This is a genomic window from Thalassotalea ganghwensis, from assembly GCF_053485795.1.
In genome coordinates this window covers 1-26786 of the sequence record NZ_JBQRUM010000027.1, presented here as the reverse complement: position 1 = coordinate 26786, position 26786 = coordinate 1, and the positions used below count along the sequence as shown (strand labels likewise).

Genomic DNA, 26786 nt, shown 5'->3' with positions numbered 1-26786 from the left:
TGAATAACTTTTTTTGCTAAATCAACGCCAACTCTAGTACGATACATAACAGGACTCTTCTTAATATATTTGTGTGGTAACTTTTATATTACCTCACTCGTTTAGGGTGAGGGAGTCCAATTATCTATACCGTGATGCCGATAATACCCACTCGGGGATTGTTTATGAAACCAGTATCAGTTGGTTAGTACCGCTATTTTTACCTTAGTTGTTTTAGCCGCTTTTAGGTAAATGCTTATTGGTGCGATTAAAACGTTGATTGCTAAGGTCAATTGTTCTCTGTTTATTTTTTTATGCACTAGGCTATTTTTTGTAATAGCAAAGCAGCGTGAGCGAACCGTGCTCGCTTTATCGGTGTTCTAGCGCTGAAATAGTATTACCGATCTTAGATTAACTCGTTAACGTTATTGTTTAGCAAAGTAGTGATAAACGTCTCTTATCCAGCGCTGCTCATTTCTAAAACTTTTATTGACGTTGTAAGCTGAAAATTGCTTTGGCAACCCTTTTTCTTGTGCTTGTTCTAACGATAAACCTTGGTCATACATCGCCTTAATTAGTGCAATGGTATGTTTGAGCACCTCGGTGTAACGTTTAATATCATCAATACTATGAGTGGTCATTGCATCGGGAGCAAAAGTGGTATGCCCTGGAATTACTAAGGTTTTGTCATTATATTGCTTAGTGATGAAACTGAGGTTTTCGATGTAACCATAGATATCACCTGTGTACTTATCGATGATAGGGTAGCCTTTACTAAAATAATAATCACCAACATACAAAATATTTTCAGCAGGGAAGTATACTAATTCATCGCCATCAGTGTGACCTACGGCATGAGGTAAGGTCATTAATTCGACTTGTTTATCATTGATGTTTAGCGTTAGTGAGCCAGTATAAGTTATTGTAGGTTTGCCGCCCCACTGAGTAACCGCTTGTGCTTGATTAGCTGGAATAACGATAATCGCCTGATGAGCAAATTGGCCATACTGTTCGATGTGGTCACGATGATCATGACTACTGGTGACATAGCGAATTTTTGTATCGTTATCCGTTAGTATCTTTTCTTTTAACAATTCACTCGTGTTGTTGAAGTTTGGGTCAACGAGTAAGACATCGTTGCCGACCTTAAACGTCACACTGGTGGTATTGCCTTTATCACTGTTAATTCGATGAAATGCGATGTGCTCAGTTAGCTGTAGGCTGTCTATAGTTGCTGGAGTTGTTTGAGCTACAACGGATTGGCTCAATAGCAGAGTTACCGCAGCAATCGCACTAAACTTGGTCATGGGTATATATTCCTTCTTTGTTCTTGTTCTAGTGAACTTAGTTCATCTAGGGGAATTTTGGTTACAAGGAGACTTATTCATACTAACATGAGTTATTAACTACATATAACGATAAAAAGGCAACTTATGTCTCTTATACGACAAGATAAAGGGGATGCTAATACGCTGATCGGTCAATTACCGCACCTTTCAGTTATTACTCGTACTAATGATATGTCGGCAAATGAACACGATGCACCTCATTATCATGAATGGCATCAAGTGATTTATCCCAAAAAAGGGATTTTGCGAACAAGAGTCGCGAATAGTGAATATTTTGTTACTTCAAATCGAGCTGTACTCGTGCCGGCAAAGGAAGTTCATGAATCCTGGGCTATTTCCAATACCCAATTTGTTGGTATTTACCTTAATCCAGAAAAAGTTTATTGGCCATTTAATGCCAGTAAAATTATTGAAATATCGCCGCTTGTTAAAGAATTAATTAACTATATGCTTCAACTCAACACCTTAGGTTGTTTAAGTGTTGAAGACAGCAAGATACTTGAAGTGTTATGCGATCAACTGGCCCATCAACCACCAACTTCTTTGGAGTTGTTAATGCCCTCTGATAAGCGTTTACTAATAATTACTGAGTTTTTGTTACTTCACCCCGATAGCGCGAGGTCGTTATCACAGTGGGCTGCTTTGGTTGGTGCCAGTGAAAGAACTATCTCCCGAAATTTTGAAAAGCAAACTGGTTTAACTTTTATTAAATGGCGGCAGCGGTTAAGGTTGATTTGTTCATTGAAATACCTAGAACAAGGTTTACCGATAAAAGAGGTTTCTTACCGAGTTGGCTATCATTCGCCCTCGGCATTTATACAAAGTTTCAAAAAAAACTTTGCTATAACCCCTCAACAGTATTTTAATTAGCTTGGTTTATTATCGAAGAAAAAGAGCACAATACAATGAAATACTTCGAACAATCTTATCGTTATAAGACGCGGAAAGATTATTTTTTTTGGTTGTATATACAGCTTAGCTTGTTACTAACACTTTCATTTACGGTAACGGTTTTTGCTAATGATGAACCAATCATTAACTTAGCGGATGATTATTATGCGCTTTTTGAACAAACTCATGATATGCCGTTAGCAGAGCGCAGCAATGCTTTTGCCGACTACTTTAATCAACAGTTTGCTCCTTTTTATCGAGATAAAGCATTTAATAAGTCGTTAGAGCAGTTTGAGTCGATAAAAGAAAGCTACCTTGCTAAGGAAAAAAGACTCACAGGGCAATTAGATCAAAGCATGGCGTCGTTTTTAACGTCGTTCTCTGATTTTAAGTCCGATAGGCCAATTTATATTGTTCATTCGCTTGGCCAATTTAATGGAGCAACGAGGGAACTGGACGGTAAACCTTATTTGTTATTTGGCATTGATGTGATGGTGAGGTTTCATCAGTGGCAAGATGATACGCCATTTTTTCATCATGAATTGTTTCATGTTTATCATGAAAAGTTTTTTGAATGTGGCGACGCATTGTGGTGTAGTTTGTGGTCTGAAGGCTTAGCTACCTACGTTTCGCATCAACTTAATACAGCGGCAAGTGAAGATGAGTTAATGCTCAATATTCCTAATGGCTTGGCCGCTGATACGAAGGCAAATTTGCTATTAGCACTTAGTGATTTAAAAGCTAAGTTATTTTCTACTGATGAAGAACACTATAAAGCGTATTTTAATTTTAAAGCGGATGAAACCGGCTTGCCACCAAGAAGAGGCTATTATTTGGGCTATCTGATTGCTCAAGAGCTTGGTAAAAAATACTCACTGCAGGCGTTAGCCAAGATGAATGCTAAACAACTTAGGCCAATCATCATCAAGGCGATAGATTTGCTACAAACTCAGTATTAGAGCGTGTTGAATATTTACCAGTGAATTAGGGGCTGTTGAACTTTGTTTGTTTTTTCTGCAATAGGCTATTACTTTTTGATAATAGCAAAATAACGTGGGCGAAGTTTGGTTAATCCAAATGAGCATACACTAATGCCACGAGTGTTAAAAAAAATTGCCCCTTTAGTTAAGGTTTTAGGGCTTTACGCTACTTGTGTTAAAACCCCATCGTTTTGCCCGCTAAACTTTAAATCTTTTGCCTTGATTATCGTCATGTTATTACTCTTTGTAAATTTTATACAAAGATCAACAGACCCTAGTGTGCAGGCAAGTATTTTTTGTCGAAATTGCTACTAAATGTTAACCACGGATAACTAACATAAACTTTGACGCTAATCTGATGTAGTATATTTGAAAAATCAATGCATTGAATGTGCATTAGCAATGATGGTTTCTATAGCAAAAACATTTGATCAACAGTATTGATGACAAGTATAAGAGATAACGAGATAAAGGGTTTTATAGTGAAAAGTAAGGTCGTCAACTTTAATAACAAATTTAGTTTATTCAACGAACATTGGTCACCACGTGTTATTGCTCAGATGAATGATTACCAGTTTAAGTTGGTCAAAGTAGCAGGAGAGTTTGTCTGGCATGATCACCCAGATACTGATGAAGTATTTATTGTCATTGAAGGCGAACTTACGATTGAATTTAGAGATGAACGTGTTTGCTTAAACGCTGGTGAGATGTATGTGATCCCCAAAGGTGTCGAACATAAACCAAGCGCAAAAAACGAATGCAAAATCATGATAGTAGAGCCTAAAGGCGTTATTAATACCGGTGATGCGAAAAGTGAGTTAACCGCCGAAAATGATGTTTGGATCTAAAATCACATTAATGGAAGAGGTAGTTTTTATTTAATAAAATACATTAGTGAAGGTTAAATTCATTTATAGCTGATTAGTCATTATAAAAAAGAGTACTCGTTATGCCCGTTATTCGCCTGTTACCTTTGTTACTTATGTTAGTTATTTCCGAAGCTGTTTTAGCGAAAGAAACCTTTGAAGTGCGTATGACGATTTATGAGTCAGGAAAGCTTATTGCCAGCCCAGAAGTTATTGTAACTGAGGGGAAAAAAAGTGATATTGAGATAAGTTTACCAGGGCAAGCTCCATATAAATGCTCTGTGGCTATCACTAGTACTGGCGCAGATAAAGTTAATGCCGTCATTAACTTTGAATCTGATGAAGTAACTATCAACCCGGAGTTTGAAGGAATAACGTTAGGGCAACGTACTGAAATGATTATCAATTCAATTAAAGTAAGTTTGTTGATACATTAGTACCTACTAATCTTTTAAAAGTCCTAATTTGTCAACTAGCGCGATAAAGCGTGGATGTTGATGTAAGCTGTTAAAAGCGGGCTCAATTTTTAGTTTGAATACCTGAAGCTGTGATTGTCGCTCAAGTTTTTCTAGTATATCGAGGGCTTCATCATATCGGTGAGCAAAAGCGAGCAGCTCAGCTTGGTTGTATTTAGTAAGTTGATCCTCAATCATTGAAAGAAAATAACTGACGGCACTTGGAATCCCATCGGCAATTAGCTTTTGTTGAAACGTTTCTATTTGTCGCTGGCTAAGTTGGTAGCTTTCAAATAAGGCAGGAGCAATCGATGCCAGTTTATCTGCTTTGCCTTGCGCCATATATATCCAAGCACTTGCGCTGGTTACCCACTGACTCGAATTCATGTAAGGGCTAATGAGATCAAGCTCATCTAATGCTCCCTGGTAGTCTTGGGCGTAATAAAGCGAGTTGTAAAGTGAGGCTTTATTGTATAAAAGAGGACTTACTTGCTTCATGTGTTCAATCATGTTTTTCGCCTGTTCAAACTCTTCAATGATCAATAGATAGGTGATGTACCATTCAATGATCATGGTATCTTGATTATTCAACGCAAATGCTCGTTGATAAAAGGGGGTAGCTTTTTGAGGAGCACGATGTAAATACAGGTGAGTTAATGCCATATTTAAGTTAGCGTAAGCGTTATCGGGTGCCAGTTGATATGCTTTGTTGGCAAAGCGAGCTGCGGTATTTATGTACTGAATAGTTTTGTTTCCACCAGAAAACGCTTTTAAGAAATGTACTTGAGCAATACCCGCATACGCCTGAGCAAAGTTACCATCATGCAAGATAGCTTCCTGATACAAGGTTTGAGCTTGTTCAAGGTCGAACTTATTGTGATAGTAACGAGCTTTTAAATAGGTAGTAAAAGCATCGCTGGCGATTGGCTGGTGATTAAAGGATTGGTGTTGCACTGGTTGTTTATTGAAGCGTCGTGCTAAGGCATTTGAAACTTCTAATTGAAGATCAAAAATATCGTGTAAATTGCTTTGAAACTTTTCACTCCAAAGGTTTTCATCCGTGCTAGTGTCAATTAACTGAGCAGTAACTTGTAGGTTTTCGCCATCTATATGCAAAGATCCTTCAAGCACTAGGTCAACATTTAATTTTTTGGCAATTGCGCCAATGGTTTCTTTACTCTCCTTAAACTTATAAGACGAGCTTCTAGATATTAAAGCAATATTATCTTCTTTGACCAGTCGGTTTATAATAGCTTCTGTTAGGCCATCGGCTAAATATTCAGCAGCATCTGAAGAGGCTAGTAGCTCAAATGGTAATACCGCCAACTTTATTTTTTCTGAGCTTGTACTTTGATGGTTAAGATTAAAAAAGACAAGAAGACAAAGTGCCATAAAAACAATAGCAACTAGCACGTTTCTTTTGCTAGATGTTATCGAATTTCCTGTTAAGACATGCTTATTGTCGTTGGTTTGATCTGTTTGCTTATTTTGTTTCGCAGGCTCATTGAGCCACTCTAACGGGGCGATCAATTGGTAACCTAAACGGGGAACTGTTTTTATATATCGTGGTTCTTTAGGAGAGTCTCCCAATAATTTGCGCAAACTGCTGATAGCTACATTTAGTACGTCATCTGAAACGACTTGCCCTTGCCAAACGTTATCAAGTAATTCGTTGCGTGATACCACCTGGTGATTATTTTTTGCCAAATAACACAGTAACTGCATTATTTTATGATCAACTTGTAATGTATTTTGATTAGATAGGGTGGAGTTTGTCGGATCAACAATCCAAGACCCGATAGTAAATTTATTCAATGTCTTCTCTTAACCAAATGCTGCTAGTAGAGCAAACCAGCAATCTCATTCTGTATTGGTAGCGTAACAGTCAGACAAATGAACAGCAATAACGTTGTTATTTTTGTTCTGATCGAAATGGTAAGCAAAATTTACTGATTCTTCGAAGAAGTTAATAGAAATATTAACTATATATAAAACAATAAGATACACCTAAATTAGAATATTTTAGTTTCTCTTAAGGACTTATTAACCTGCGTTTGAGTAAATGATAGCGACTTTTATCTAAGTTATTACACGTCAAAAAGTTAATAGCTATGCTACGGAGAAAAAAATGGAAAACTCTATCAAGAATATCAATCACAAAAGGTACAATGGCTTTAGTCGACAATTAATGTTTAGTTTATGCGCAGTAACGTGCACCGTAAGCGGTTCGCTTCAAGCACAGCAACAAAAAGACTTTTCATTATCATTCTCACCAGACGGTAAGCAAATTGTTTATTACTCATATCGTGGTGACGCGTTACCGGATTTGTATATCGCTAATGCGGATGGAACGCATGAACGACAATTAACTAGAACAGAGAGTATTTGGGAAATTGCACCACGCTGGTCACCTGATGGCAGTGAAATTGTTTTTTCAGGTGGGCCGTCAATGCAAGATTTGGAAATATTTTCAATTAAGCCAGACGGAAGTGATTTAAAGCAATTAACCGACGGGGTCGGGAATGGTCATACGGCGTCTTGGAGCCCTGATGGTAATATCATCATCTATAGTCGTTTTGTCGATAAAGATAATGTAGAAATTCGTTATATCGTTAAAGATACTGGTAAAGAACAGCTGATGACTCAGCCCAATACCGGGCGAAACACTAACCCAATTTGGTCACCGGATGGTGAAAAGATAGCGTTCGCCTCTAATCGAGGAGCAGATGGTGATGATAATATCTATGTAACAGACCCTCATTTTAAAGAGATAAAACAAATAACCTACGATAAGACTCGTCAAGACTTTTTAACGTGGGCACCCGATAGCCGCCATGTTCTCTATAGTGCAAGTAATAAAGGGGGGAAGCATGATATTTTTTCTGCCAATATTGTCGATGGTACGATAACCAATAAGACGAAAAGTAACGATCATCATGAATATTTTACCGCGTTTCATCCAAATGGAAGCTGGGTTTATTTCGATAAAGGCAACTGGGAAGTAAATTTCTTCACTCATAAAGGAAAATGGCCAAATCAAATCGTTAAGGCTGAGCAAGTAGGCGGTAAAGATTGGGTTGATACCATTGCGATAATGGAGCAAGAGTTTTTAGCGCCAATGATTGGTAAATGGAAAGGTATTTCAACCCATGGCAGTTCAAAAGGGCGATTTGAAGAAGTTGCCAATTATCAATGGGGGCCTAATAAAAAATCTATTCTTGTTGAGCTTGAACTCTTCTGGGATGGTAAAAAATATGGAAACGCTACAGGTTTATTAGGACTTGATCGTAAAACTAAAACTGTTTACTACAACTTAGTGATGGAAGATGGCACTGTAGTTATGCAGCAGCAACGTAATGCTGGAGAATCTACTAAGTGGGTGATGGATGTAACATCTGCCGGAAATAGTCGATCGCTCCCCAAACAGTTCAGAGTTGAATACTCTCGCAATAATGATCATTGGAAAAGTGATATTCTTGTCCCAAATGGAGAAAATTGGGAGTTAATGGCAGTACATGAGTTTACAAGATTGAATTAAGCAACTGCATGCGCGGTAGGCTTGCCTTAAATAGTCTACCGTGTGTAATAGCTTTTGAAGAATAGGAGTATGCAATATGTTTAAGCATTCATTTTTAGTGGTCATGTTGCTATCTTTTTACCCATTATTACTGGTAGCCTATGATGAAATACCTAAAACGCCGCATGGCGAAATTCTCTACTACCAAGGGCAAGGAAAGGGTAAAGGTCATTTATTTTTGTTTGACTTATCAACGGGAACGTCAAGGCAAGTTGGACAATCAGGCTCTCGTCCTGACCATTACCCTAACTGGTCTCCTGATGGCAAGCATTATGTTTTCGAATCTTACCGAAAAGGTGGTTGGCATGTTTGGATAGGTCAAATCGATCAATTAGCAGCTAAACGAATTACCCAAGTGCCGGCATATAATACTGACTATTATGAGTTTGACCCCACTTTTAACCATAATGGGAATGAAGTTGCCTACTTAAGAGATGGACAGTTGTATCTTAAGTCTTTAATAACCGATAAAGAAAAGCTTTTAATTCCAACACATCAGGATTGGGTATTTACTGCGCCAAGCTTTTCTCATGACGGACAATATATTGCCGTGACAGGGATTTCTAATCGCGAGCAGGTTATGCAAGTGTATCTAATTAATCTTAGTTCGAGGGAGATAAAGCAATTAACACATGAATTAGCACGGGTTTTTGCGCCGGTATGGTCGCCAGTAGAGAATAAGCTTATTGTGCACAGTGATAAGAAAAACGGTGTTGGCTTATATCAGGTCGATATAATATCTGGAAGATTAACGCCAGTTCACTCGCAACAACAACTTGCTTCTGCTCAGATTAAGCCAAGTTCGTTTATTGATCCTTGGGATAATGGCTGGGGTGCAATAGAGCAATACAGGGCAAGTATATCGCCGGATGGTGATTGGATCGTATTTTCAAGTACTGTTGATGGCGATAGAGAGTTATTTGTATCGAGGGTTGATGGAAGTGATATTCGGCGGCTAACTGTTCGACAAGGACTCGATGCACAGCCAGCATGGCGACCGCACGTGATAAACTGAACCAACCTCAGTATTATTTGCACAGATTAACATAGTTAGTTTTTTAATAGTTGAATAATGTTAGATTGAATTTTGCCAACGTGTTGTCTGACGTCAAGTGTAAAGCGCATATATGCATTTTGGTTGATTTTTACTCAGGGCAAATCATTGTATATATGCAAAGTTATTTCTATTGCTTTTCATAGTCCATCCTTATTGACTATTCGTTTAGGTAGGTTCGTTTAAAGACGAAAATAATGCAATAGACGTCTAAAAGTCTGTTGAAATTATTTTTAATTTAAGGTTTAATAGCAACGCTTTCGTTAGAATAAATACTCAATTTAGTCTAATCGAGCACCAGAAGAGGTGCGATAGCCAGGTAGTTTTCGTGAGGAACCACAATTCCAAAGACTGAAAATGAGGGGGACTATCGCCGAGGACGATAACGATGTGGGCGTTATGGTTCGGTCACTAGGGTTGAATCCCTAGGATTGTCACCTCTGCTTAGTAACAGGTAATACTAAGTAGAATAGGGTGGAGAGCTTCTGGCTGAAAAGACAAGTTGCTGCGCCATTGTGCGCACCTTTCCACTCAGTCATGCTCTTCCTTAATGTTGTTAGGCTAATTAACAAATAGCCATAGGGAGACCTTATCAGATGTCAAATTTAACCGTCGCCAAGTTTGGTGGTACGAGTGTTGCAGATCATCAAGCGATGTTGCGTTGTGCTAATATTATCGCAAGTGATAGCAGTAATCGCGTTGTGGTCGTTTCTGCAAGTGCAGGCGTCACTAATTTATTGGTACGCCTTTCGCAAGATAACGTCAGTGAAGCTGAACAAATTGATATCATCGGCCAAATAAAAGCAATTCAATACAATATTACACAACACCTTGACAGCCAAGTTGAGCTTAATCGTGAAATCGATGGTTTACTCAATGAACTAGCAACGTTTGCGAAAGCCCAAGCATTGAACCCATGTGGGCGAATTGCCGACGCTATTTTAGCGTTTGGAGAGCAAATGAGCTCACGTATATTCGCTAAAGTATTAGGCTCGGTAGGTGTTAGCGCTGAATACTTTGATGTTCGACAAATTATGAAAACCAATAGCGTGTACGGCAAAGCAGTTGTTGATATCGAAAAACTTGGCGAATATACCAAGCAATTACTCTTGCCAAAGTTGGAAAGTAACGTCATTGTCACGCAAGGTTTTATTGGTCAAGATGATGATAAATACACGACAACGCTAGGTCGAGGAGGTTCAGATTACAGTGCCGCGTTACTTGCTGAAGCATTACATGCTGATAACCTAGCGATATGGACCGATGTTGAAGGTATTTTTACTACCGATCCTCGTATTACTGATCAAGCGCGCGCTATAAATGAGATTAGCTTTGGTGAAGCTGCTGAGATGGCAACCTTTGGTGCAAAAATTTTGCATCCAGCAACATTGATCCCAGCGATGAGACAAAATATCCCCGTCTTTGTTGGTTCAAGTAAAGAGCCAGAAAAGGGCGGAACACGCATTCAACGTTCGGTAGATTCAAAACCTATTTATCGTTCTATTGCGCTCAGAAGAGAGCAAACACTCGTGACGGTAAAAAGCCCGGCAATGCTACATGCTAGTGGCTTTTTAGCGAAAGTATTTAATGTTTTGGCTAAACACGAACTGAGTGTAGATTTAATTACCACTAGTGAAATTAGTGTCGCAATGACCTTTGATAACCCTACAGGGTCAACACAGGCGTTACTTAACACTACGGTAGTACAAGAATTAGAGCAATTGTGTGAGGTTACGGTTGAACACGGTTTATCATTGGTAGCCGTTATCGGCAATAAAATGCATCAAACTAATGGTGTGGGTACTAAGTTATTTGAAGCAATATCGGGGATAAATATCCGCATGATTTGCCACGGTGCTAGTGAACACAATTTATGTTTCTTAGTCGATGAAAACAGTGCCAATAGCGCAGTAGAAAAGTTACACCGTACCTTATTTGCTTAACTAGCTTCACTTAATTAACTTGCTTAATTAACTACAAAAAAGAGCATCAAAAGATGCTCTTTGCTTTAACTAACATGTATTACTCATACGCTAGCGGATCAACGGCGTTATTATCTCGAAATGCTTCTAAACGTTCTTGGCATGCACCACATTTACCACAAGCTTTTTCCCGTCCATTATAACAAGTCCACGTGTCGCTATAATCTAGCCCCATGTTTAAACCATCGGTTAAAATGTCAGTTTTTGAGACATGTAAATACGGACTAAAGATTTCAACTGGCTCATAGTTAGCAATTTGACAGACGTCGTTCATCTTCATAACAAACTCTGGTCGACAATCAGGGTAAATGGCGTGGTCACCAGAATGGGCACCATAATACACTTGGCTTGCGCCAACAGAAACGGCGTAGCCTACCGCTAAAGATAGCAAAATCATGTTGCGGTTAGGCACAATTGTTGATTTCATGTTTTCCGCTTCGTAATGCCCTTCGGGAATATCGATATCATCGGTAAGTGACGAGCCGGCGAGTAGTTGGTTAATCGCTGAGATATCGATGACCTTATGAGCAACATTTAACTGTTGGCAAACTTTGGCTGCACACTTCAACTCTTTAACGTGACGTTGACCGTAATCGAAAGACAGTGCGTACACCTCTTTACCGTCTCTTAATGCACGATTGAGCACGGTAAATGAATCCATGCCACCTGAAAAAATAACAACAACTTTGTTGGTCATTTGTCGACTCTCTTAGGGTATAATAAATAACGCGCGCATTTTACGTTAAAATTACCAGTCAATAAAGTTAAGCGGTCAATATGAGTCATCACTATAAAATTAATGAGCTTTTCCAAACGATTCAAGGGGAAGGAGCTTTTACTGGTCAACCATCAATATTTATCCGTTTACAAGGGTGTCCTGTCGGCTGTTCATGGTGTGATACTAAACATACTTGGGAGATTAAGCCTGATTTAAGTGTTAGCGTAGACACTATGCTTGCAAAAACTCAAGAATCGGAACATTGGTCAGCAATGACACCTGAAGAAATCATTAGCTTATGTCACGACCAAGGTTATCAAGCTAAGCATGTCGTTATCACGGGGGGGGAGCCTTGTATGGTTGATTTAACGCCCTTATGCGATGCTTTACAGCAACGCGGTTTTAGCTGTCAGATTGAAACGTCAGGTACGTTTGAAATAAAAACAACACCAGAATGCTGGGTGACAGTTTCACCTAAAGTAAACATGAAAGGTGGTTACGCGATACTAGATAGTGCTATGCAGCGTGCCAATGAAATTAAGCATCCAGTGGCTACAGAGCAACATGTAGACGATCTAAAAGCATTATTGGCTAAACATGCAATTACCGACAAACCAGTTTACTTACAACCTATTAGCCAAAAACAAAGAGCAACTGAATTAGCAATACAAACCTGCATTGAAAATAACTGGCGTTTGTCGATACAAGTGCATAAGTATATAGGTATTGAATAGTTTCCACCTCGGGTGTTACTTTTCTTTTGATGAAGGAAACTTCATGGTCACCGCAACACCATTAGGATTGTGGTGATTAAATGCTTTTATTTCGCCTTGATGAAATTGACAAATTAGTCGAGCGATATAAAGCCCAAGTCCTAAGTGCGGTTGTTCACCTTGATTTTCTTCTCGAACAGAAACCATTGAGTCAAACAAACGGTGTTGCATTTGCTCAGGCAACAAAGGGCCATTATTGTCGATAGTGATGATAAGATTTCGATTTTCGTAATTTACGTTGATGGTAACGACGTTATCGTTAGTAAACTCAGCACTATTTGCAATGACTTTATCGAGCAATTGGGCAAAGTGTTCAGGAGAACCGTCTAAAAAGTAGCTGCTTTCTGTTGGGGTAATTAGATTGAAGGTAATATCAGGGTAAATTTGCTGATACCCCAGGACACAGCCTTTAACAACATTGAGTGCATCAAATTTAACCCGCTCACAACTCGATAACATTTGCTCAATTCTGGTTACTTCACTCATTGACGTTAAAATAGCATTTAACCGCGCAATGCCGCTTTGAGCTCTTTCAATATACGGTTGGCTTTGCGCTGGAATAGGATGTAATGAAAGGTTTTCTAGTGACGTTCTCACCACGGCTATCGGCGTTCTTAACTCGTGAGATAAACGTGATGACATGCTTTCTAAATAATGATTGTACTGACTTAGCCGGCTAACGACTTGCGAGAAACTACGCGATAAATCGCCGATTTCATCATTTGTGTTTGATGGCGTAATCGCCGTTGTGATTCTGCCTTGGGCATCGATTGCTTGCTCGGCTTGGTTACGCAGGGTTCTAATTCGGTAAGAAATCCTCGATGCAAAAATTAAAAAGACAATCGCGCTGATCACTAAAATAGCTAAAATCGCGCTAAAGAGCTTTTCTAACGCTTTATTTCTTAACGTACGAATGCCGTTTGTTGTTTCTTCAACAATAACAGCCCCTTGAACCAGCTCGTTAATATAAATTGGATAGGCAGCAGATAACACAACGGCTTTTTGATCTTTACTTAATCGCCATTGCGAAGAGGGCTCTCCCGTTAACGCCGTTTCGATATGTTGCCCAGTAAGGTTTTGTGTATCATAAAGATTGTCGATAAATGCTTTCGGTGGCTTTGTTAAAAACTGATAATAAAGGGGAATGAGATAGCGTTGTTCAAATTTTTGCCATAGTGAGTTTTCGTCGCTTTGTGGCGTCGTTCTTTGCCAAACACCACCGGCTTTAGTTAAATCACCAGCACTGGCAAGCACACGTTTATGTTGATCAACCACCCAAATTCTTGAATTGGTATGACTCATGCCTTTAACAATCCGTTCAATTTCAGGCGATGGCACCACAATGGTACCTAGCGTATCGGCTTGGCTAGGATCAGCAGAACCCATTGATGAAATGATTTCCTCTCCGTCTGCATCTACATCATGAATAGCAAATGCAATTTTGTCGCCGAGTTGTGATAAAGGAATACGCAACTCAATGTTATAACCTTGTGGCGTGTTGAGCCAATGACCTTGAATGAAGCTGGCAACTTCGGGAAAAGCGCCTGATAGGTTGGTTACTCGATAACTGTCTAGCCAGCCTTGTTGCTTATTAGCGATGATATAACGATTAAACTGTTGCTGTTGGTCTACCAGTGCAATCTCAAGGTGATCATTGCGATCAATTGCGGCAGAATTTTTACCCCGAAATACAACGTGATGATCAGTAACGCTGATAAACAAGTATAAATAACGGCCATACTTAGCGATAGTTGCAGTAAACATCTGCTCGCTATTAGCTGCCAGTGATGTGTTATTTAATAGGTGCTTGTCGTTATATAGGTGGATCCTATTTTGATAATTTGGCCAGTCATTAGATAAACCGTCGAGTAAAATGGCTTGTTTTAATTCGTAACCATAAAGGTCTTTACCTTGTTCAACACTCGGTAAAAAGCTTGCTTGATTATCAAATAGATTGGGTCGTTCGTGCAATGCTGTTGCTAACGCTCTTGCCGTACCTAATATGGTTTGCTCTTGTCCATAACGTAAATACTTTTCCATTTCCCAGACATACTGGTAACCAAACCACGGAATGGTAAACAAGACACTAGACAGTAGTAAAAGCTTTGCTCTGAGGCCAAAACGAAAACGCATCAGGTTACTTACGCTTGTTGTGATTTGTGTGCGGCTAAGGTGTTCCAGCGATAGCCCATGCCGTAAACAGTCTCAATGCAATCAAAATCAGGGTCAATTTTAATAAACTTTTTACGAATGCGCTTAATATGTGAAGTGATGGTGCTATCATCGACAAATATTTTTGACTCATTCATTAATTGTTGTCGGTTTTTAACAAACCCTGGGTTTTTGGCGAGCGCATAAACCATCCAAAATTCGGTAACGGTAATTTCTAATGGCGTTTGATGCCAAGAGACTGTCATTCGTTGGCTATCAATGGTTAGTGCTTCGAGCGTTAAAACATGTTCAGTATCGGTGGGTTTTTTTAATGCATCCTCGCGCCTAAATAAAGCGGCAATGCGCGCCGTTAAATGCGGTAAGCTAATATCTTTGGTTAAATAGTCATCGGCACCGATTCGTAAACCTGAGACCGTATCTACATCGTTATCACGAGCCGTTAAGAAAATAATGGGTAAAGTTGATGACAAGGTACGTAGCCACTGACACAAGGTAAAACCACCATCATATTCTTGTTCTAAACCAATATCTAAAATCGCTAAATGTGGCAATTGCAATGAGAATGCTTTCATTGCGCTTTCTCGATTGGCAAAGGTTTGCACTTGATAGCCTTGGGCTCTGAGTACGTCAGCATAATTTTCTCTAATAGCGGCTTCATCTTCGACAATGGCAATTCGTTTACTCATGTTTCTTTCGTACTAAAGGATTATCTAACGGCAACTATACCCAATAAAATTGAGATCGTCTTATAAAAATAGTAATTGCCATAATGTTGCCATAATTGATCGCCAACTTGCCATTTTTGTAGCCATTTAATGCCCAAATTGTTTGTTTTAATAGGTTTACTGAAAGCACACAGAAGCATTTAGCCTTTTGATAATTCACTTAACGGTTAACTTTTTAAGGAATAAACATGAAAACATTAACTAAACATTCACTCATCAGCTTGGCATTGATTTCGGCGTTATCGATTAAACCTGTTATTGCGTATGAAAATGAAGAGCTGACAAACGCATCATCAGAAACAACATTAACCGCTAATGATAAAGCTGGGATTGGTTTTGGCGTCGGTGCGGTTATCGGCGCAGTATTTGGCGGTCCCGCAGGCGCTTTTATTACGGGGTTAGCGGGAAACCTTATCGCAAAAGAAATTAATGCCAAAGAGGAAATTACCCATTTAAACGAGACTATCGCTAGAACAGAGCAAGATAAAACTCTGGTTGAGCAACGTTATCAACAAAAGTTGGCAAAACAAGCACAATCTTATCGTCAACAAATTGCACAATTTAGAGAAAAATTAGATGAAACGACGCAATTGCAAGCGCAAAATCTTTTGATGAGTTTGCAGTTTTCAACTGGGTCTAGCGAAATAAAAGACCATTACCAACCACAAATTACCGCATTAGCGAATTTACTAAATCAAAGTAAACACTTAGACGTTGATTTGTCAGGGTATACAGATTTACAAGGAGACAAAGAGAAGAATCATGCATTGTCAATTGCCCGTGTGAATGCTGTTAAAAATGCACTGATCAATCAAGGAGTAAAACCAGAACGGATCAAGTTATTTGCTTTTGGAGAAGAAGCCCCTGTTGTTGCCAATCAGCAACAAGAAGTCAGCTTTTACGATCGCAGAGTAGTGATTAAGTTAAGAGGTGAGCAACCGACAAACGACCAAACGGTTGCTAATCATTACTAATTAGCGCTTCCCTTATTAAAACAGCTGATAAAAGGAGGTGTTAAATTTAAAAACACGGTTACAAATTAATGTTTAAAGTTTTTCAAAGCCAATTGTAATTGTAACAATTGGCTTTTTTTATAGACCTTGTTATTAAGACAAGCTAATTTAGATTAACGTGTTTATATTTCGATAGGGTCGCTATGCAATCAACTACTTTTTCTCGCTTAATGTTATTGAGCTTGTCTTTACTCGCTACGTCAACGTTTGCTCATCAAAAAGAAAACCATCAACATGCGAACACTGAGGCGAGTGCAAGGTATTTAGCTAACGAGAGTATTTTATTTGAGTATCAGAATACCAAAATACTTTTCGACCCGTTTTTCCATAATGACTACGGCACTTATCAATTGGTGCCAAAAGAAGTCCGCCAAGCACTGATGAGCAACAAAGCACCTTACGATAATATAGATGCGGTATTTATTAGTCATGCACATGAAGATCACTTTGATGCACAAGATCTTGCTAAATACCTTTTTCTTAATCAGAACACTTTGTTGTTTGCGCCACAGCAAGCAGTGGATCAAATAATGCCGATTGTTAAAGAAGAGGTTAAACCTAGGTTAAATGCAATTGCATTAGCGTTTAATGATAAACCATGGCAAAAATCGGTTGAAAACTTACGCATAGAAGCGGTTCGTATACCACATGCTGGTTGGCCTCAGCGACAAGACGTTGAAAATATGGTTTTTCGTATCACCCTAGAAGAGCGGGCAACGATGATGCATATGGGAGACGCTGATCCGTTAACCAGTCACTATCAGCCTTATCAAGCATTTTGGCAACAAACTCAAACAGATATTAACTTTCCACCTTATTGGTTTTATGGCTCGAGTGAAGGGCGCACTATTTTAACTAAATTGCTTAATGCCAAGCAGCACGTCGGTATTCATGTACCGAAACAAGTACCTCAGCCACTGTTAAATAGTACGCTACAGTATTTTTCTGTACCGGAAGAAGTTAAAGTCATTGCGCTGTCCAAGCAATAAGGCGAGTTAGTGACCTTAAAGTGCTATAATTTTATTTAGCTAATGTAAATACGCAAATGGTGTTAAGGTGCAATTTGCTCCAAAGGGAGTTAACTAGAATTGGCGATTAGTTTGTCCATGAGTGCAAAGTCTCGTGGTTCATCCATTGTTAAAATTATTTTGGTAGTAACCATACTGCTTAGCTCTGTGCTTTTTGCAAAACCGATTTTACAAGGTACACGAGACCACCATGATGATCAAAGTCAAAGAGTGACGGTTGTTTTTGGTACGACTAATGCTAAGCACACCCTGTTGTATAGACAAGCCCAAGAGGTTTTAACTTTCGCATTTAATCAGCTGGGGTATGATTTTCGTTTATTGCATATGCCCAACAAACGAGCACTTATTTGGACTAATGATAAAAAGTTAGATGGTGTGGCATTTCGTGTAGCAAGCCTAGACGCTCAACTATATCCTAATTTAATTCGTGTTGATGAGTCTCTTTTTATCATCGAACAAAGTGTATTTAGTCGACAAAACATCGCTGTCGATGGTTGGTCTAGCTTGAGCCAGTTAACTGTCGCTTATGAACAAGGTACTCAGTTTATCGAGGAAAATCGTCAGCACTTTAAAGCGCTTTATCCCGTTATTTCAACGGTTAAAGCCTTTGATATGGTCTATGATGGTGGCGCAGATATTACTATTACCAGTCAAGCGACGGGTGAGATGATCTTAAAAAACTACCGAGCGCGCTTTAACGATAAAATTAGTGTGCAAACACCGCCGTTAGTTGAGCTTAATTTATATAGTTTTATGCATAAGCAACATCAAGATCTTGCTGAAAAGCTGCAGTTAACCTTACAACAAATGAAAAAAGACGGCAACTACCAGCGGTTACTTGAAAAAGCGAAATAAACGCTAACGCCGTATTTGACGATAAGGTGGCAAACTAGCAAGTAGCTCTTTGCCGTATCGTTTAGTCAATACTCTTTTATCAAGTAAAGTTATTGTGCCAGAGTCTTTTTCATTGCGAAGTAATCGACCTGTCGCTTGCACTAGCTTTTTAGAGGTTTCAGGTACTGACAATGACATAAAAGGATTGCCTCCCTTTGCGGTTATATATTCTGCTTGCGCCTCTTCAACTGGTGACGTTGGCACAGAAAAAGGAAGTTTAGTAATAATTAAATTGGTCAGGTATTTACCCGGAAGATCTAATCCTTCAGAAAAGCTCTGTGTACCAAATAAAATACTCGCCTTGTCTTTATCACAATTACTTTTATGCTGTTCTATGAGTTGTTGACGAGATTGCTCTCCCTGAACGAGCAGGGTCATTTTGTATTTATCCCGCAACGCTTTTGCAACTTGTTCCATTTGCCAATAAGACGAAAATAACACCAAGGTTGCATTACTTTGACTGATGAGCTCAGGTAACTTTTTTATAAGCTCATCGGTAAACGATGGCGCACTCGGTTCATTATCCATATTAGCAATGGCTAAGGTTGCGTTATTATAATAGTCAAATGGCGAGTTCACATGCTGGTACTGAGTACCATCATTATTTGAGAGGCCAACTTGTTTGCGAAAATGCTCAAAAGAATTTAGTGCCATAATTGTTGCTGAGCATAAAACAGCACCTTCACATTTCGACCACAACATATCTTCTAGGGTAAAACCCACATCAATCGGAGAAGCTGATAACAGGTAGTCTTGCTTTTTTCCCTCGATTTGTTCAATCCAGCGAGCGAGAGGTGCACCTTTATCACTGTCGGTTTTGGCGTACATTTGCCAAAGGGCATTGAAATTCTCTAAACGTTGGATCATAAAGCCGGATTCGGCTAGCAATGGCTCTGCTAAATACATTTGTGTATCACCATCTTTTACTGATTCCATGGTGAGGTTATATAGCTTATTGGTATGGTTGATACATTTTTTACTAAGCTCAGCGAGATCTTCCGCCCAATGTTTTAGTGTTTTTGGGATCAAGCCATTTTCAAAGCGGTAGGTTCTATCTTCTTGGGCGTTTTTTTGAGAAAAATAGGCTGGAGCATTATTGTCGATAAAGGTAACGACTTTTTGCATTTCAGTAATAATATCTTGGCAATCATCTCCTAACTTCAATGCCGGTGAAATGGCTGATTGAGATTTGACAATATTTGATATTTTATCACCAGTTTCTTTTAATTTGGTTAGCCAGTCTATTGTTCCTTTAATAGCAATTGTCGCACTGGAATGATCGCGAGTGATTTTGGCTAGATGATGCGCCTCATCAATAATATAAAATGTTTCATCAGGCTCTGGTAGGATTTTTCCGCCCCCTAAACTTAAGTCAGACAACAGTAAGCTGTGATTAATCACTAAAACGTCAGCGGCATCCATGGTTTCACGGGCTTTGTGAAAAGGGCAATGTGTATGTTCTGCTAAGTGTTTTAAACAACTATGTTTATCACACTGAATTGCTTGCCAAATATGAGCGGGTACTGGATCTGGCCAAGAATCTAAATCACCTTGCCACTGACCATTTTTGAGCTTTACATGCATCGCGTTAAGTATTTTTACATCAATGGCACTTGGCTTTTGGGCAAAGGTAAATCCCGCTTGTGGCTCATCGCCTGTTGATATTGCAGTAGCGAGCTTTTGCCGGCAAACATAACGTTGCCTACCTTTAACTAAGGTATAGTTAAAATCGATCCCGGCATTAGCTTTTAAAAAGGGAAGATCTTTATCAACTAACTGTTCTTGAAGTGCGACCGTTGCGGTAGAAATACAGACTTTTTTCTTTTTAGAGATGGCTAACGGAATTGCACCTAAACAATAAGCAAGCGATTTTCCGGTGCCTGTGCCTGCTTCTATGGCAATAATTTTACGACTTTTATCATACTCACCAGCTAATGTTTTGGCGATTTCAGCGATCAAAAACGTTTGTTGCTTGCGAGGATTAAAATTACTGAGGTTTTCCCCAATTGCTTTATATGACGCTCTGATCGTTGTTTTTATCTTATCACTTAACATTGAGCTAAAGGTTTCCATTGTTAGCGGTATCTATTACACTGCTGTATATATTAACAGCTTATTGTCGCTAAATAGAATCTTTAATGCCACATTCCGATAAAAAAAATGCATCCATCGTCGAGCAAGGGTTTTTGCTTACACGTCAAACCGTCGATGTTAATGGAAGTAACCAAGTTATTTTATGGGTTAAAACACTATCGGGCCCAGTTCAATTGGTAATAGAGCATCAGCAACCGTTATTTTTTATTGAACAGCATCAATATGAAAAAGCCAGCAAGTTGTTATCTTATTCAGATAGAAGAAAAGTTACATTTAAACCACTCTCGTTAAAGACTTTTGGCCAACAGCAGGTGGTTGGCGTTTATTTTCAACAATTACGTGATTTTTATGCGATAAGAACCTTCTTTAAGGAGCATAAAATCAAGTGTTATGAAGATGATTTTAGGCCAGATGAGCGCTTTCTTATTGAGCGATTTATCACCGCCAAAATTTTGTTTTCAGGTGAACTGGTTGAACAAAGTGCTAAGTCTTATCGCACTGTTACCGAGGTAAAATGTAAGCAAAGCGACGATAAAGCGTTATTAACCACTTCGTTATTATCGGTAGTATCGATAGATATCGAATGTTCGATGCAAGGAGAGCTTTATTCTATTGGCTTATACAGCGAAAACAGTCAAACCGTGTTAATGATAGGTCAAGCCGAACAGTTTCAACAAGAGATCGATTTTGAGCTTGTTTGGTTAGAAGACGAAAAAGCTTTACTAAATGCGCTTAATGAGTGGGTAGCTAAACATGACCCTGATATTTTCATCGGCTGGAATGTCATAAATTTTGACTTTGCTTTACTACAAAAACGTTTTGATCTTCACAAAATTCCTTTTACTTTAGGTCGTGATGGTAGTGAACCAAGATGGCGGCAACAAACCCAAAGTGAACAACTGTTTATTGATATTGCCGGTAGAGTGGTTATTGATGGTATCGATATGTTAAAAAGTGCAACTTACCGTTTTAGTAGCTTTTCACTAGAATCTGTAGCGCAAGAACTACTGGGAGTAGGGAAGAAAGTCGAAAATGTTGATAATCGGGTTGCTGAAATCACCCATAATTTTCATCATAATAAGTTGGCGTTAGCAACGTATAACCTCGAAGATTGTCGATTAGTCACTAAAATATTTGAAAAAACGCTCCTGTTCGATTTTGCCATGTTAAGAGCACACTTAACTGGGTTGTCTTTGGATCGTATCGGTGGCTCAGTTGCTGCGTTTACAAATTTGTATTTACCAAAGTTACATCGAGCCGGCTATGTTGCGCCCAATATGGGCGATGGTTTAAAAGGGCTCACATCGCCTGGTGGTTATGTCATGGATTCTATTCCTGGGCTATATAAAAATGTACTCGTACTTGATTTTAAAAGCTTGTATCCCAGTATTATTCGTACATTTAATATTGACCCAATGGGGATGATAGAAGGACTGCTCAATAAAGAAAATGCAATTTCAGGCTTTGATGGCGCTTACTTTTCTAGGGAAGAGCATTTTTTACCACAAATTATTAAAACCCTATGGAGTGAGCGCGACAAAGCAAAACGCGATAATAATGCCGCATTATCGCAAGCCATTAAAATTATAATGAACTCATTTTATGGGGTGCTTGGCTCAACCGGTTGTCGATTTTTTGATCCTAGATTATCGGGGTCCATAACCAAACGTAGCCATGAGATACTTAAAACAACACAAGCGTGGATAGAATCGAAAGGCTTTAAGGTGATTTATGGTGACACCGACTCGATATTTATTCATGCCGGCAATGATAAAACCGCTCAAGAAAGCATTACCTTAGGCCAAGAGCTCGCAAATTTTATCAACACGCATTGGGATGAAGACCTTGATGCTCGATTTGCGGTCAAAAGCTATCTAGAAATTGAGTTTGAAACACATTTTGAGCAATTTTTTATGCCAACCATTCGAGGGGTAGATAATCAAAAACAAACTGGTGTTATTGGTACTAAAAAGCGCTATGCAGGCTTAATCGACAAAAACGGTGACAAACAATTGGTTTTTAAAGGGATGGAAACCGTACGCAGTGATTGGACAGCGTTAAGTAAAGAATTTCAACAAGAGCTCTACATGAAAGTGTTTAAACAGGAGCCGGTTGATGACTACGTCAAGTCTATTGTCTCTAGATTATATTCGAAAGAATTTGATGATTTGCTCGTCTATCGTAAACGATTAACACGTAAACTCGATCAGTACGTAAAAAATATTCCCCCGCATGTGAAAGCGGCTCGACACGCTGATGAACTCAACTTAAAAAATGGTAAACCATTAAAATATCAGAAAAAAGGGTGGATTGAGTACGTTATGACACTCGAAGGCCCACAAGTCATTGAGTATGCGCATGCTCCGCTAGATTATGATTTTTATCGAGAGCGACAGTTAAAGCCAATCGCTGATGATATTCTACCGTTTATCGACTGTAGCTTTGACCAAATCACGGATAAACAAATGCAACTGTTTTAGTTGGCTTATTCTCCTTAATGCTGGTTTATATTGAAATACTTGTATACAAACAGGTGTTTTACCTTATACACTGAACGTTATTTTAGATGTCTAGATATCCATAAAACCACTTAGATGTAATGGCAGTAATATGAAAAAAGATACCAAAATTGTTAATGCAGGAAGGCAATCAAAATGGACGCGCGGTGTGGTAAACCCGCCAGTAGAGAGAGCGTCAACTGTTGTATTTGATAGCGTGAAAGAAATGAAACATGCTACAGCTAATCGTGGTAACAAAGTACTTTTTTATGGTCGCCGCGGCACAAGTACGGCTTTTGCCTTTGCGGATGCAATGACGGAGTTAGAAGGTGGGGCAGGATGTGCTATTTATCCTTCAGGAACCGCTGCAATAACCAATGCTATTTTATCGTTTGTTAAAACTGGCGATCACATTCTTATGGTTGATAATGCCTATGAGCCCACGCGTGATTTTTGCGATAAGATGTTAGCGAATATTGGCGTTGAGACAACCTATTATGATCCGCTAATTGGCGCAGGTATTGAAGCATTAATTCAAGCCAATACTCGACTAATTTTTCTTGAGTCACCGGGTTCTATTACCATGGAAGTTCAAGACGTGCCCGCTATAGCAGAAGTCGCGCATCGTCATAATTGCATGGTCATGTTAGATAATACGTGGGGGGCAGGGGTTAATTTTAATGCCTTTGAACATGGTGTTGATATTTCTATTCAGGCGGCGACAAAATATATTGTTGGTCATTCGGATGTCATGCTGGGAACAGCGGTTGCAACTGAACCCTATTGGGAACAATTAAGAGAAAATAGTTACTTAATGGGGCAATGTACCTCGCCAGATGATTTGTATCTAGCAATGCGAGGTATTCGCACATTAAGTGTCAGGTTAAAACAGCATCAAGAAAGTGCTTTAAAAATTGCACATTGGTTGCAGCAACGCGAAGAAGTTGATCGTGTTTTACACCCCGCCTTTGCATCATGTCCTGGTCATGAGTTTTTTCAACGCGACTTTAGCGGCTCTAATGGCTTATTCTCGTTTGTCTTAAACCGAGGTGATCAGCAATCATTAAATGCGTTACTCGATGGTATGCATCATTTCAAAATGGGCTATTCTTGGGGCGGTTTCGAAAGTTTAATACTGGGTAATACTAATGTGGGGCGTTTAAGAACTGCGACGACATGGCAGGATAGCTATCCGTTAATTCGCTTACATGTTGGTTTAGAAGATGTCGATGATTTAATTGACGATTTAGCCAAAGGGTTCGATCGACTAAACCAAGCGTTAGCTTCACGTTAAGTTCATTTTTCAAGCGTTGCCAAGCGTCATTTTTCTAGGTCAGTAGAGGTAGGTTCCTCTGCTGACGTGGACTTTCTAGTAAAGTAGTCCACCGTTGTACAAGAGACAACGTCTCCCAATACATTAACGGATGTTCTGCACATATCTAAAATTCTATCAACGCCAAGAATTAAGGCGATACCTGCAGCAGGAATACCAACACCTTCTAGCACCATACTTAAGATAATGATGCCAGCACCAGGTGTTGCAGGTGAACCGACTGATGCCGCAACGGCCATAGTCACAATAAAGAGATAACTGGTTAAACTTAGGTCGACGGCAAAAACTTGCGCTAAGAATACTGTTGCTATGCCTTGATACATAGCGGTACCCGTCATATTTACGGTTGCACCCAGTGGCACGAGAAAACGAGCAATGTCCGGTTTGATCATCAATTTATTTTCTGTGACATCTAAGGTTATTGGCATAACCGCAGCAGAACTACTGGTTGAAAAAGCTAATAATAATAACTCTCTTACGTGTCCTAAAAACGTTTTAAGCTTGCCTGACCAGGTTAACGCAGCAACGATAAAGTAAAGCATCGCAACAATAAGGATACCTAGTACAACGGTTGCCACATAAATCATCATCCCGGCTAATACGTCGATGCCAAGGTTGGCGACCAATTTTGTGATCAAGCCAAATACCGCAAATGGTGCAAGTAACATTGCCCATGAAACAATACGCAAACTGACTTCTTGTAAAGCCCCCAGTAAATCAAACAAAGGCTTTGATTGTTGTGCGGGGATTGACAGTAAGGCAGCACCTAAGACCGCCGAGAATAGTATTACCTGTAACATTTCCCCAGATGCCATTGACGCTAGTGGATTTTTTGGAATGAGCTCCGATACTTTATTTGGTAAGTCTGCAAGGTCAGGAAAACCGCTGGCGGCAACACTCGTTAGTGGGGCAATATTGCTATCAATCAGGTTGGTCGCATCAATATATTGTCCAGGTTGAATGGTTAACGCTAACACAATACCAACCGTAGCTGCAATCATGGTAGATGCAATGATAAAGATAATCGCAATTAAGCCATTTTGTTTTAATGCGTCAGGGTTGTTATTCGAGGCGAGTCCTCTTACTACAGAAGCTAAAACTAGTGGAACGACAATCATTTGAATAATAGCGAGAAATAGCTGACCAGGTAAAGCAAGCCAAGCAGTAATTAAGGTGACTGTTCTTGCTGACACTAGTTTTAAGTCAGGGCCTAACAAAATGCCAGCGACAATACCAAGGAATAATGCCAGTAAGACTTTAAGCCATAGGCGTCCTTCGATAAGTTTATCAAACTGTGTGGTCAAATTTACTAAAGGTCTTAAAAATAGGGGATAGCTGTGCATTTCATTACTTTTTTTTAAGGATTAGCGCAAAGTCTAGTACAAAAGTTGATTGTCTATCAAAATAAAGCCTAGTAATGTTGATCTACGACAAGTTATTTAAGTAAACAAACTATTTAAGTAAACAAATCCTAGGAGTGGCGATTGCCAAGGATGTAATATGAATGTTCATGAGAAATTAAACTATGTTGAGTTTCCAGCAACCGATTTAGCTGCCACTAAGCGCTTTTTTGAGCAAGCATTTTCTTGGCAGTTTACCGACTATGGACCAGAATACAGTGCCTTTTCAAATCAAGGACTTGATGGTGGCTTTTACCAGTCTACTTTAACTGCCACGACGCAAAATGGTAGCGCGTTATTGGTTTTGTATAGTGAAGATTTACAAGCAAGCCTTGATAAAGTAATTCAAGCCGGAGGTAAGATAGTAAAGCCAATATTCTCTTTTCCTGGTGGCCGTCGTTTCCATTTTACAGAACCAAGTGGCAATGAATTAGCGATTTGGTCCGAATAGCTGCAGGTAATATTGGTAAAGTGGATATCTTGATAGTATTGACCCTTGAAAGTCGAAGGGCTTTCGTTTTATGATCGGTAAAAAATGTAGGTTATCTTGTCAATAATAGTGTTTTCGTTATGCGAACAGGCACTTTAGTGTAAAAGGCAAGGGTAAGAAAGGATCGTTTAATGAATACACACCGCCGAGTCTTAACACGCAGCAAAGACGGCATTGTCACAGGGACATTATCTGGCATTGCTGAGCACTTTGGTATTAGAAAAAATCGCCTGCAATTTGTTTTTCTAATCTTAGCGTTTATGGGAATTGGTTTTTTTATCTATTTTATTTTATGGATATGTATTCCAAGTTATGAACAAAGAGCAGCGTTTTTAGCGGATATAGATAAAGAATAACGTTAATATTATGATTAAAAAAGCCAGCGACTAGCTTAATGCCAGTCAGTTAACAACTGACTGGCATTTTTTCTTGGGATATTTGCTAGGTTTTGGTTTAACGCATCTTGGATACGCTCGCTCTCGCTTCATCGGTAAGATGTGGTGCTCTACTTGAGC

General features: G+C 39.2%; 22 protein-coding genes and 1 riboswitch. Of the genes, 15 read left to right on the top strand and 7 right to left on the bottom strand.

Going from position 1 to position 26786, the window contains the following annotated elements; translation table 11 throughout:
- Positions 1–404: 404 nt before the first annotated feature.
- Entirely contained in the window at positions 405–1286 is an 882-nt protein-coding gene (locus tag ACSLUH_RS18435) for an MBL fold metallo-hydrolase (RefSeq protein ID WP_448569745.1), read from the bottom strand.
- Between the two features lie 126 nt (positions 1287–1412).
- Between ACSLUH_RS18435 and ACSLUH_RS18430 the strand changes: the two genes are divergently transcribed.
- From ACSLUH_RS18430 to ACSLUH_RS18415, 4 genes are all read left to right on the top strand, one after another.
- Positions 1413–2198 carry an AraC family transcriptional regulator gene (locus ACSLUH_RS18430; protein WP_448569743.1) on the top strand — a complete coding sequence of 262 codons (786 nt, stop codon included), beginning with the start codon at positions 1413–1415 and terminating at the stop codon, positions 2196–2198.
- 35 nt (positions 2199–2233) lie between these two features.
- Positions 2234–3178 (top strand): DUF2268 domain-containing putative Zn-dependent protease, encoded by a 945-nt coding sequence (locus ACSLUH_RS18425; RefSeq protein WP_448569742.1) that lies wholly within the window; start codon positions 2234–2236, stop codon positions 3176–3178.
- A gap of 503 nt (positions 3179–3681) precedes the next feature.
- Positions 3682–4047, top strand: a complete 366-nt coding sequence (locus tag ACSLUH_RS18420; protein ID WP_448569740.1) for a cupin domain-containing protein — start codon at positions 3682–3684, stop codon at positions 4045–4047.
- Between the two features lie 101 nt (positions 4048–4148).
- Entirely contained in the window at positions 4149–4502 is a 354-nt protein-coding gene (locus ACSLUH_RS18415) for a hypothetical protein (protein ID WP_448569738.1), read from the top strand.
- Between the two features lie 6 nt (positions 4503–4508).
- Here the strand turns inward: ACSLUH_RS18415 and ACSLUH_RS18410 are convergent, their stop codons facing one another.
- Entirely contained in the window at positions 4509–6335 is a 1827-nt protein-coding gene (locus ACSLUH_RS18410) for a winged helix-turn-helix domain-containing protein (protein ID WP_448569736.1), read from the bottom strand.
- A 313-nt stretch (positions 6336–6648) separates the two neighbouring features.
- On the opposite strand from ACSLUH_RS18410, the gene ACSLUH_RS18405 reads away from it, so the two are divergent.
- The 3 genes from ACSLUH_RS18405 (at position 6649) to lysC (ending at position 11094) form a co-directional block, all read left to right on the top strand.
- Entirely contained in the window at positions 6649–8058 is a 1410-nt protein-coding gene (locus tag ACSLUH_RS18405; protein WP_448569734.1) for a TolB family protein, read from the top strand.
- A 76-nt stretch (positions 8059–8134) separates the two neighbouring features.
- Positions 8135–9112, top strand: a complete 978-nt coding sequence (locus ACSLUH_RS18400) for a TolB family protein (protein WP_448569732.1) — start codon at positions 8135–8137, stop codon at positions 9110–9112.
- 332 nt (positions 9113–9444) lie between these two features.
- A riboswitch (Lysine riboswitch) is annotated at positions 9445–9644 on the top strand.
- A 103-nt stretch (positions 9645–9747) separates the two neighbouring features.
- Positions 9748–11094 (top strand): lysine-sensitive aspartokinase 3, encoded by a 1347-nt coding sequence (gene lysC, locus ACSLUH_RS18395; protein WP_448569730.1) that lies wholly within the window; start codon positions 9748–9750, stop codon positions 11092–11094.
- A 79-nt stretch (positions 11095–11173) separates the two neighbouring features.
- Here the strand turns inward: lysC and queC are convergent, their stop codons facing one another.
- Positions 11174–11830, bottom strand: a complete 657-nt coding sequence (gene queC / locus ACSLUH_RS18390; protein ID WP_448569728.1) for a 7-cyano-7-deazaguanine synthase QueC — start codon at positions 11828–11830, stop codon at positions 11174–11176.
- Positions 11831–11910: 80 nt separating this feature from the next.
- On the opposite strand from queC, the gene queE reads away from it, so the two are divergent.
- Complete coding sequence (queE, locus tag ACSLUH_RS18385; RefSeq protein ID WP_448569726.1) at positions 11911–12585, top strand: 7-carboxy-7-deazaguanine synthase QueE; 675 nt, start codon at positions 11911–11913, stop codon at positions 12583–12585.
- Positions 12586–12600: 15 nt separating this feature from the next.
- Here the strand turns inward: queE and pdsS are convergent, their stop codons facing one another.
- A complete protein-coding gene (gene pdsS / locus ACSLUH_RS18380) occupies positions 12601–14760 on the bottom strand; it encodes a proteobacterial dedicated sortase system histidine kinase (protein WP_448569747.1) in 2160 nt (719 codons plus the stop codon).
- 5 nt (positions 14761–14765) lie between these two features.
- The gene (gene pdsR, locus ACSLUH_RS18375) at positions 14766–15482 is read right to left on the bottom strand and encodes a proteobacterial dedicated sortase system response regulator (RefSeq protein ID WP_448569724.1); all 717 of its coding nucleotides are present in this window, start codon (positions 15480–15482) and stop codon (positions 14766–14768) included.
- Positions 15483–15709: 227 nt separating this feature from the next.
- On the opposite strand from pdsR, the gene pdsO reads away from it, so the two are divergent.
- From pdsO to ACSLUH_RS18360, 3 genes are all read left to right on the top strand, one after another.
- On the top strand, positions 15710–16495 hold the full coding sequence (pdsO, locus tag ACSLUH_RS18370; RefSeq protein ID WP_448569722.1) for a sortase-associated OmpA-like protein PdsO: 786 nt from the start codon (positions 15710–15712) through the stop codon (positions 16493–16495).
- 182 nt (positions 16496–16677) lie between these two features.
- Positions 16678–17523, top strand: a complete 846-nt coding sequence (locus tag ACSLUH_RS18365) for an MBL fold metallo-hydrolase (protein WP_448569720.1) — start codon at positions 16678–16680, stop codon at positions 17521–17523.
- A gap of 117 nt (positions 17524–17640) precedes the next feature.
- Positions 17641–18417 (top strand): substrate-binding periplasmic protein, encoded by a 777-nt coding sequence (locus ACSLUH_RS18360; RefSeq protein ID WP_448569718.1) that lies wholly within the window; start codon positions 17641–17643, stop codon positions 18415–18417.
- Positions 18418–18420: 3 nt separating this feature from the next.
- Here ACSLUH_RS18360 and dinG read toward each other — a convergent pair whose 3' ends face one another.
- Positions 18421–20511, bottom strand: coding sequence for an ATP-dependent DNA helicase DinG (gene dinG, locus ACSLUH_RS18355; RefSeq protein ID WP_448569716.1), 2091 nt, complete (start codon positions 20509–20511; stop codon positions 18421–18423).
- Between the two features lie 83 nt (positions 20512–20594).
- Between dinG and ACSLUH_RS18350 the strand changes: the two genes are divergently transcribed.
- Together ACSLUH_RS18350 and ACSLUH_RS18345 are read left to right on the top strand one after the other, a co-directional pair.
- Positions 20595–23030, top strand: a complete 2436-nt coding sequence (locus tag ACSLUH_RS18350; RefSeq protein ID WP_448569714.1) for a DNA polymerase II — start codon at positions 20595–20597, stop codon at positions 23028–23030.
- A 130-nt stretch (positions 23031–23160) separates the two neighbouring features.
- On the top strand, positions 23161–24342 hold the full coding sequence (locus ACSLUH_RS18345) for a cystathionine beta-lyase (RefSeq protein WP_448569713.1): 1182 nt from the start codon (positions 23161–23163) through the stop codon (positions 24340–24342).
- Between the two features lie 26 nt (positions 24343–24368).
- On the opposite strand, the gene ACSLUH_RS18340 is transcribed toward ACSLUH_RS18345, so the two are convergent.
- The gene (locus ACSLUH_RS18340; protein ID WP_448569711.1) at positions 24369–25724 is read right to left on the bottom strand and encodes a dicarboxylate/amino acid:cation symporter; all 1356 of its coding nucleotides are present in this window, start codon (positions 25722–25724) and stop codon (positions 24369–24371) included.
- A gap of 157 nt (positions 25725–25881) precedes the next feature.
- Between ACSLUH_RS18340 and ACSLUH_RS18335 the strand changes: the two genes are divergently transcribed.
- Positions 25882–26232 (top strand): VOC family protein, encoded by a 351-nt coding sequence (locus ACSLUH_RS18335; protein WP_448569709.1) that lies wholly within the window; start codon positions 25882–25884, stop codon positions 26230–26232.
- 170 nt (positions 26233–26402) lie between these two features.
- Complete coding sequence (locus tag ACSLUH_RS18330) at positions 26403–26627, top strand: PspC domain-containing protein (RefSeq protein ID WP_448569707.1); 225 nt, start codon at positions 26403–26405, stop codon at positions 26625–26627.
- The last annotated feature ends 159 nt before the right edge of the window (positions 26628–26786 follow it).

Coding starts and splice junctions, on each gene's coding strand:
- ACSLUH_RS18435 (WP_448569745.1), bottom strand. CDS start 1,286: ATGACCAAGTTTAGTGCGATTGCTGCGGTAACTCTGCTATTGAGCCAA.
- ACSLUH_RS18430 (WP_448569743.1), top strand. CDS start 1,413: ATGTCTCTTATACGACAAGATAAAGGGGATGCTAATACGCTGATCGGT.
- ACSLUH_RS18425 (WP_448569742.1), top strand. CDS start 2,234: ATGAAATACTTCGAACAATCTTATCGTTATAAGACGCGGAAAGATTAT.
- ACSLUH_RS18415 (WP_448569738.1), top strand. CDS start 4,149: ATGCCCGTTATTCGCCTGTTACCTTTGTTACTTATGTTAGTTATTTCC.
- ACSLUH_RS18405 (WP_448569734.1), top strand. CDS start 6,649: ATGGAAAACTCTATCAAGAATATCAATCACAAAAGGTACAATGGCTTT.
- ACSLUH_RS18400 (WP_448569732.1), top strand. CDS start 8,135: ATGTTTAAGCATTCATTTTTAGTGGTCATGTTGCTATCTTTTTACCCA.
- lysC (WP_448569730.1), top strand. CDS start 9,748: ATGTCAAATTTAACCGTCGCCAAGTTTGGTGGTACGAGTGTTGCAGAT.
- queC (WP_448569728.1), bottom strand. CDS start 11,830: ATGACCAACAAAGTTGTTGTTATTTTTTCAGGTGGCATGGATTCATTT.
- queE (WP_448569726.1), top strand. CDS start 11,911: ATGAGTCATCACTATAAAATTAATGAGCTTTTCCAAACGATTCAAGGG.
- pdsR (WP_448569724.1), bottom strand. CDS start 15,482: ATGAGTAAACGAATTGCCATTGTCGAAGATGAAGCCGCTATTAGAGAA.
- pdsO (WP_448569722.1), top strand. CDS start 15,710: ATGAAAACATTAACTAAACATTCACTCATCAGCTTGGCATTGATTTCG.
- ACSLUH_RS18365 (WP_448569720.1), top strand. CDS start 16,678: ATGCAATCAACTACTTTTTCTCGCTTAATGTTATTGAGCTTGTCTTTA.
- ACSLUH_RS18360 (WP_448569718.1), top strand. CDS start 17,641: ATGAGTGCAAAGTCTCGTGGTTCATCCATTGTTAAAATTATTTTGGTA.
- dinG (WP_448569716.1), bottom strand. CDS start 20,511: ATGTTAAGTGATAAGATAAAAACAACGATCAGAGCGTCATATAAAGCA.
- ACSLUH_RS18350 (WP_448569714.1), top strand. CDS start 20,595: ATGCCACATTCCGATAAAAAAAATGCATCCATCGTCGAGCAAGGGTTT.
- ACSLUH_RS18345 (WP_448569713.1), top strand. CDS start 23,161: ATGAAAAAAGATACCAAAATTGTTAATGCAGGAAGGCAATCAAAATGG.
- ACSLUH_RS18340 (WP_448569711.1), bottom strand. CDS start 25,724: ATGCACAGCTATCCCCTATTTTTAAGACCTTTAGTAAATTTGACCACA.
- ACSLUH_RS18335 (WP_448569709.1), top strand. CDS start 25,882: ATGAATGTTCATGAGAAATTAAACTATGTTGAGTTTCCAGCAACCGAT.
- ACSLUH_RS18330 (WP_448569707.1), top strand. CDS start 26,403: ATGAATACACACCGCCGAGTCTTAACACGCAGCAAAGACGGCATTGTC.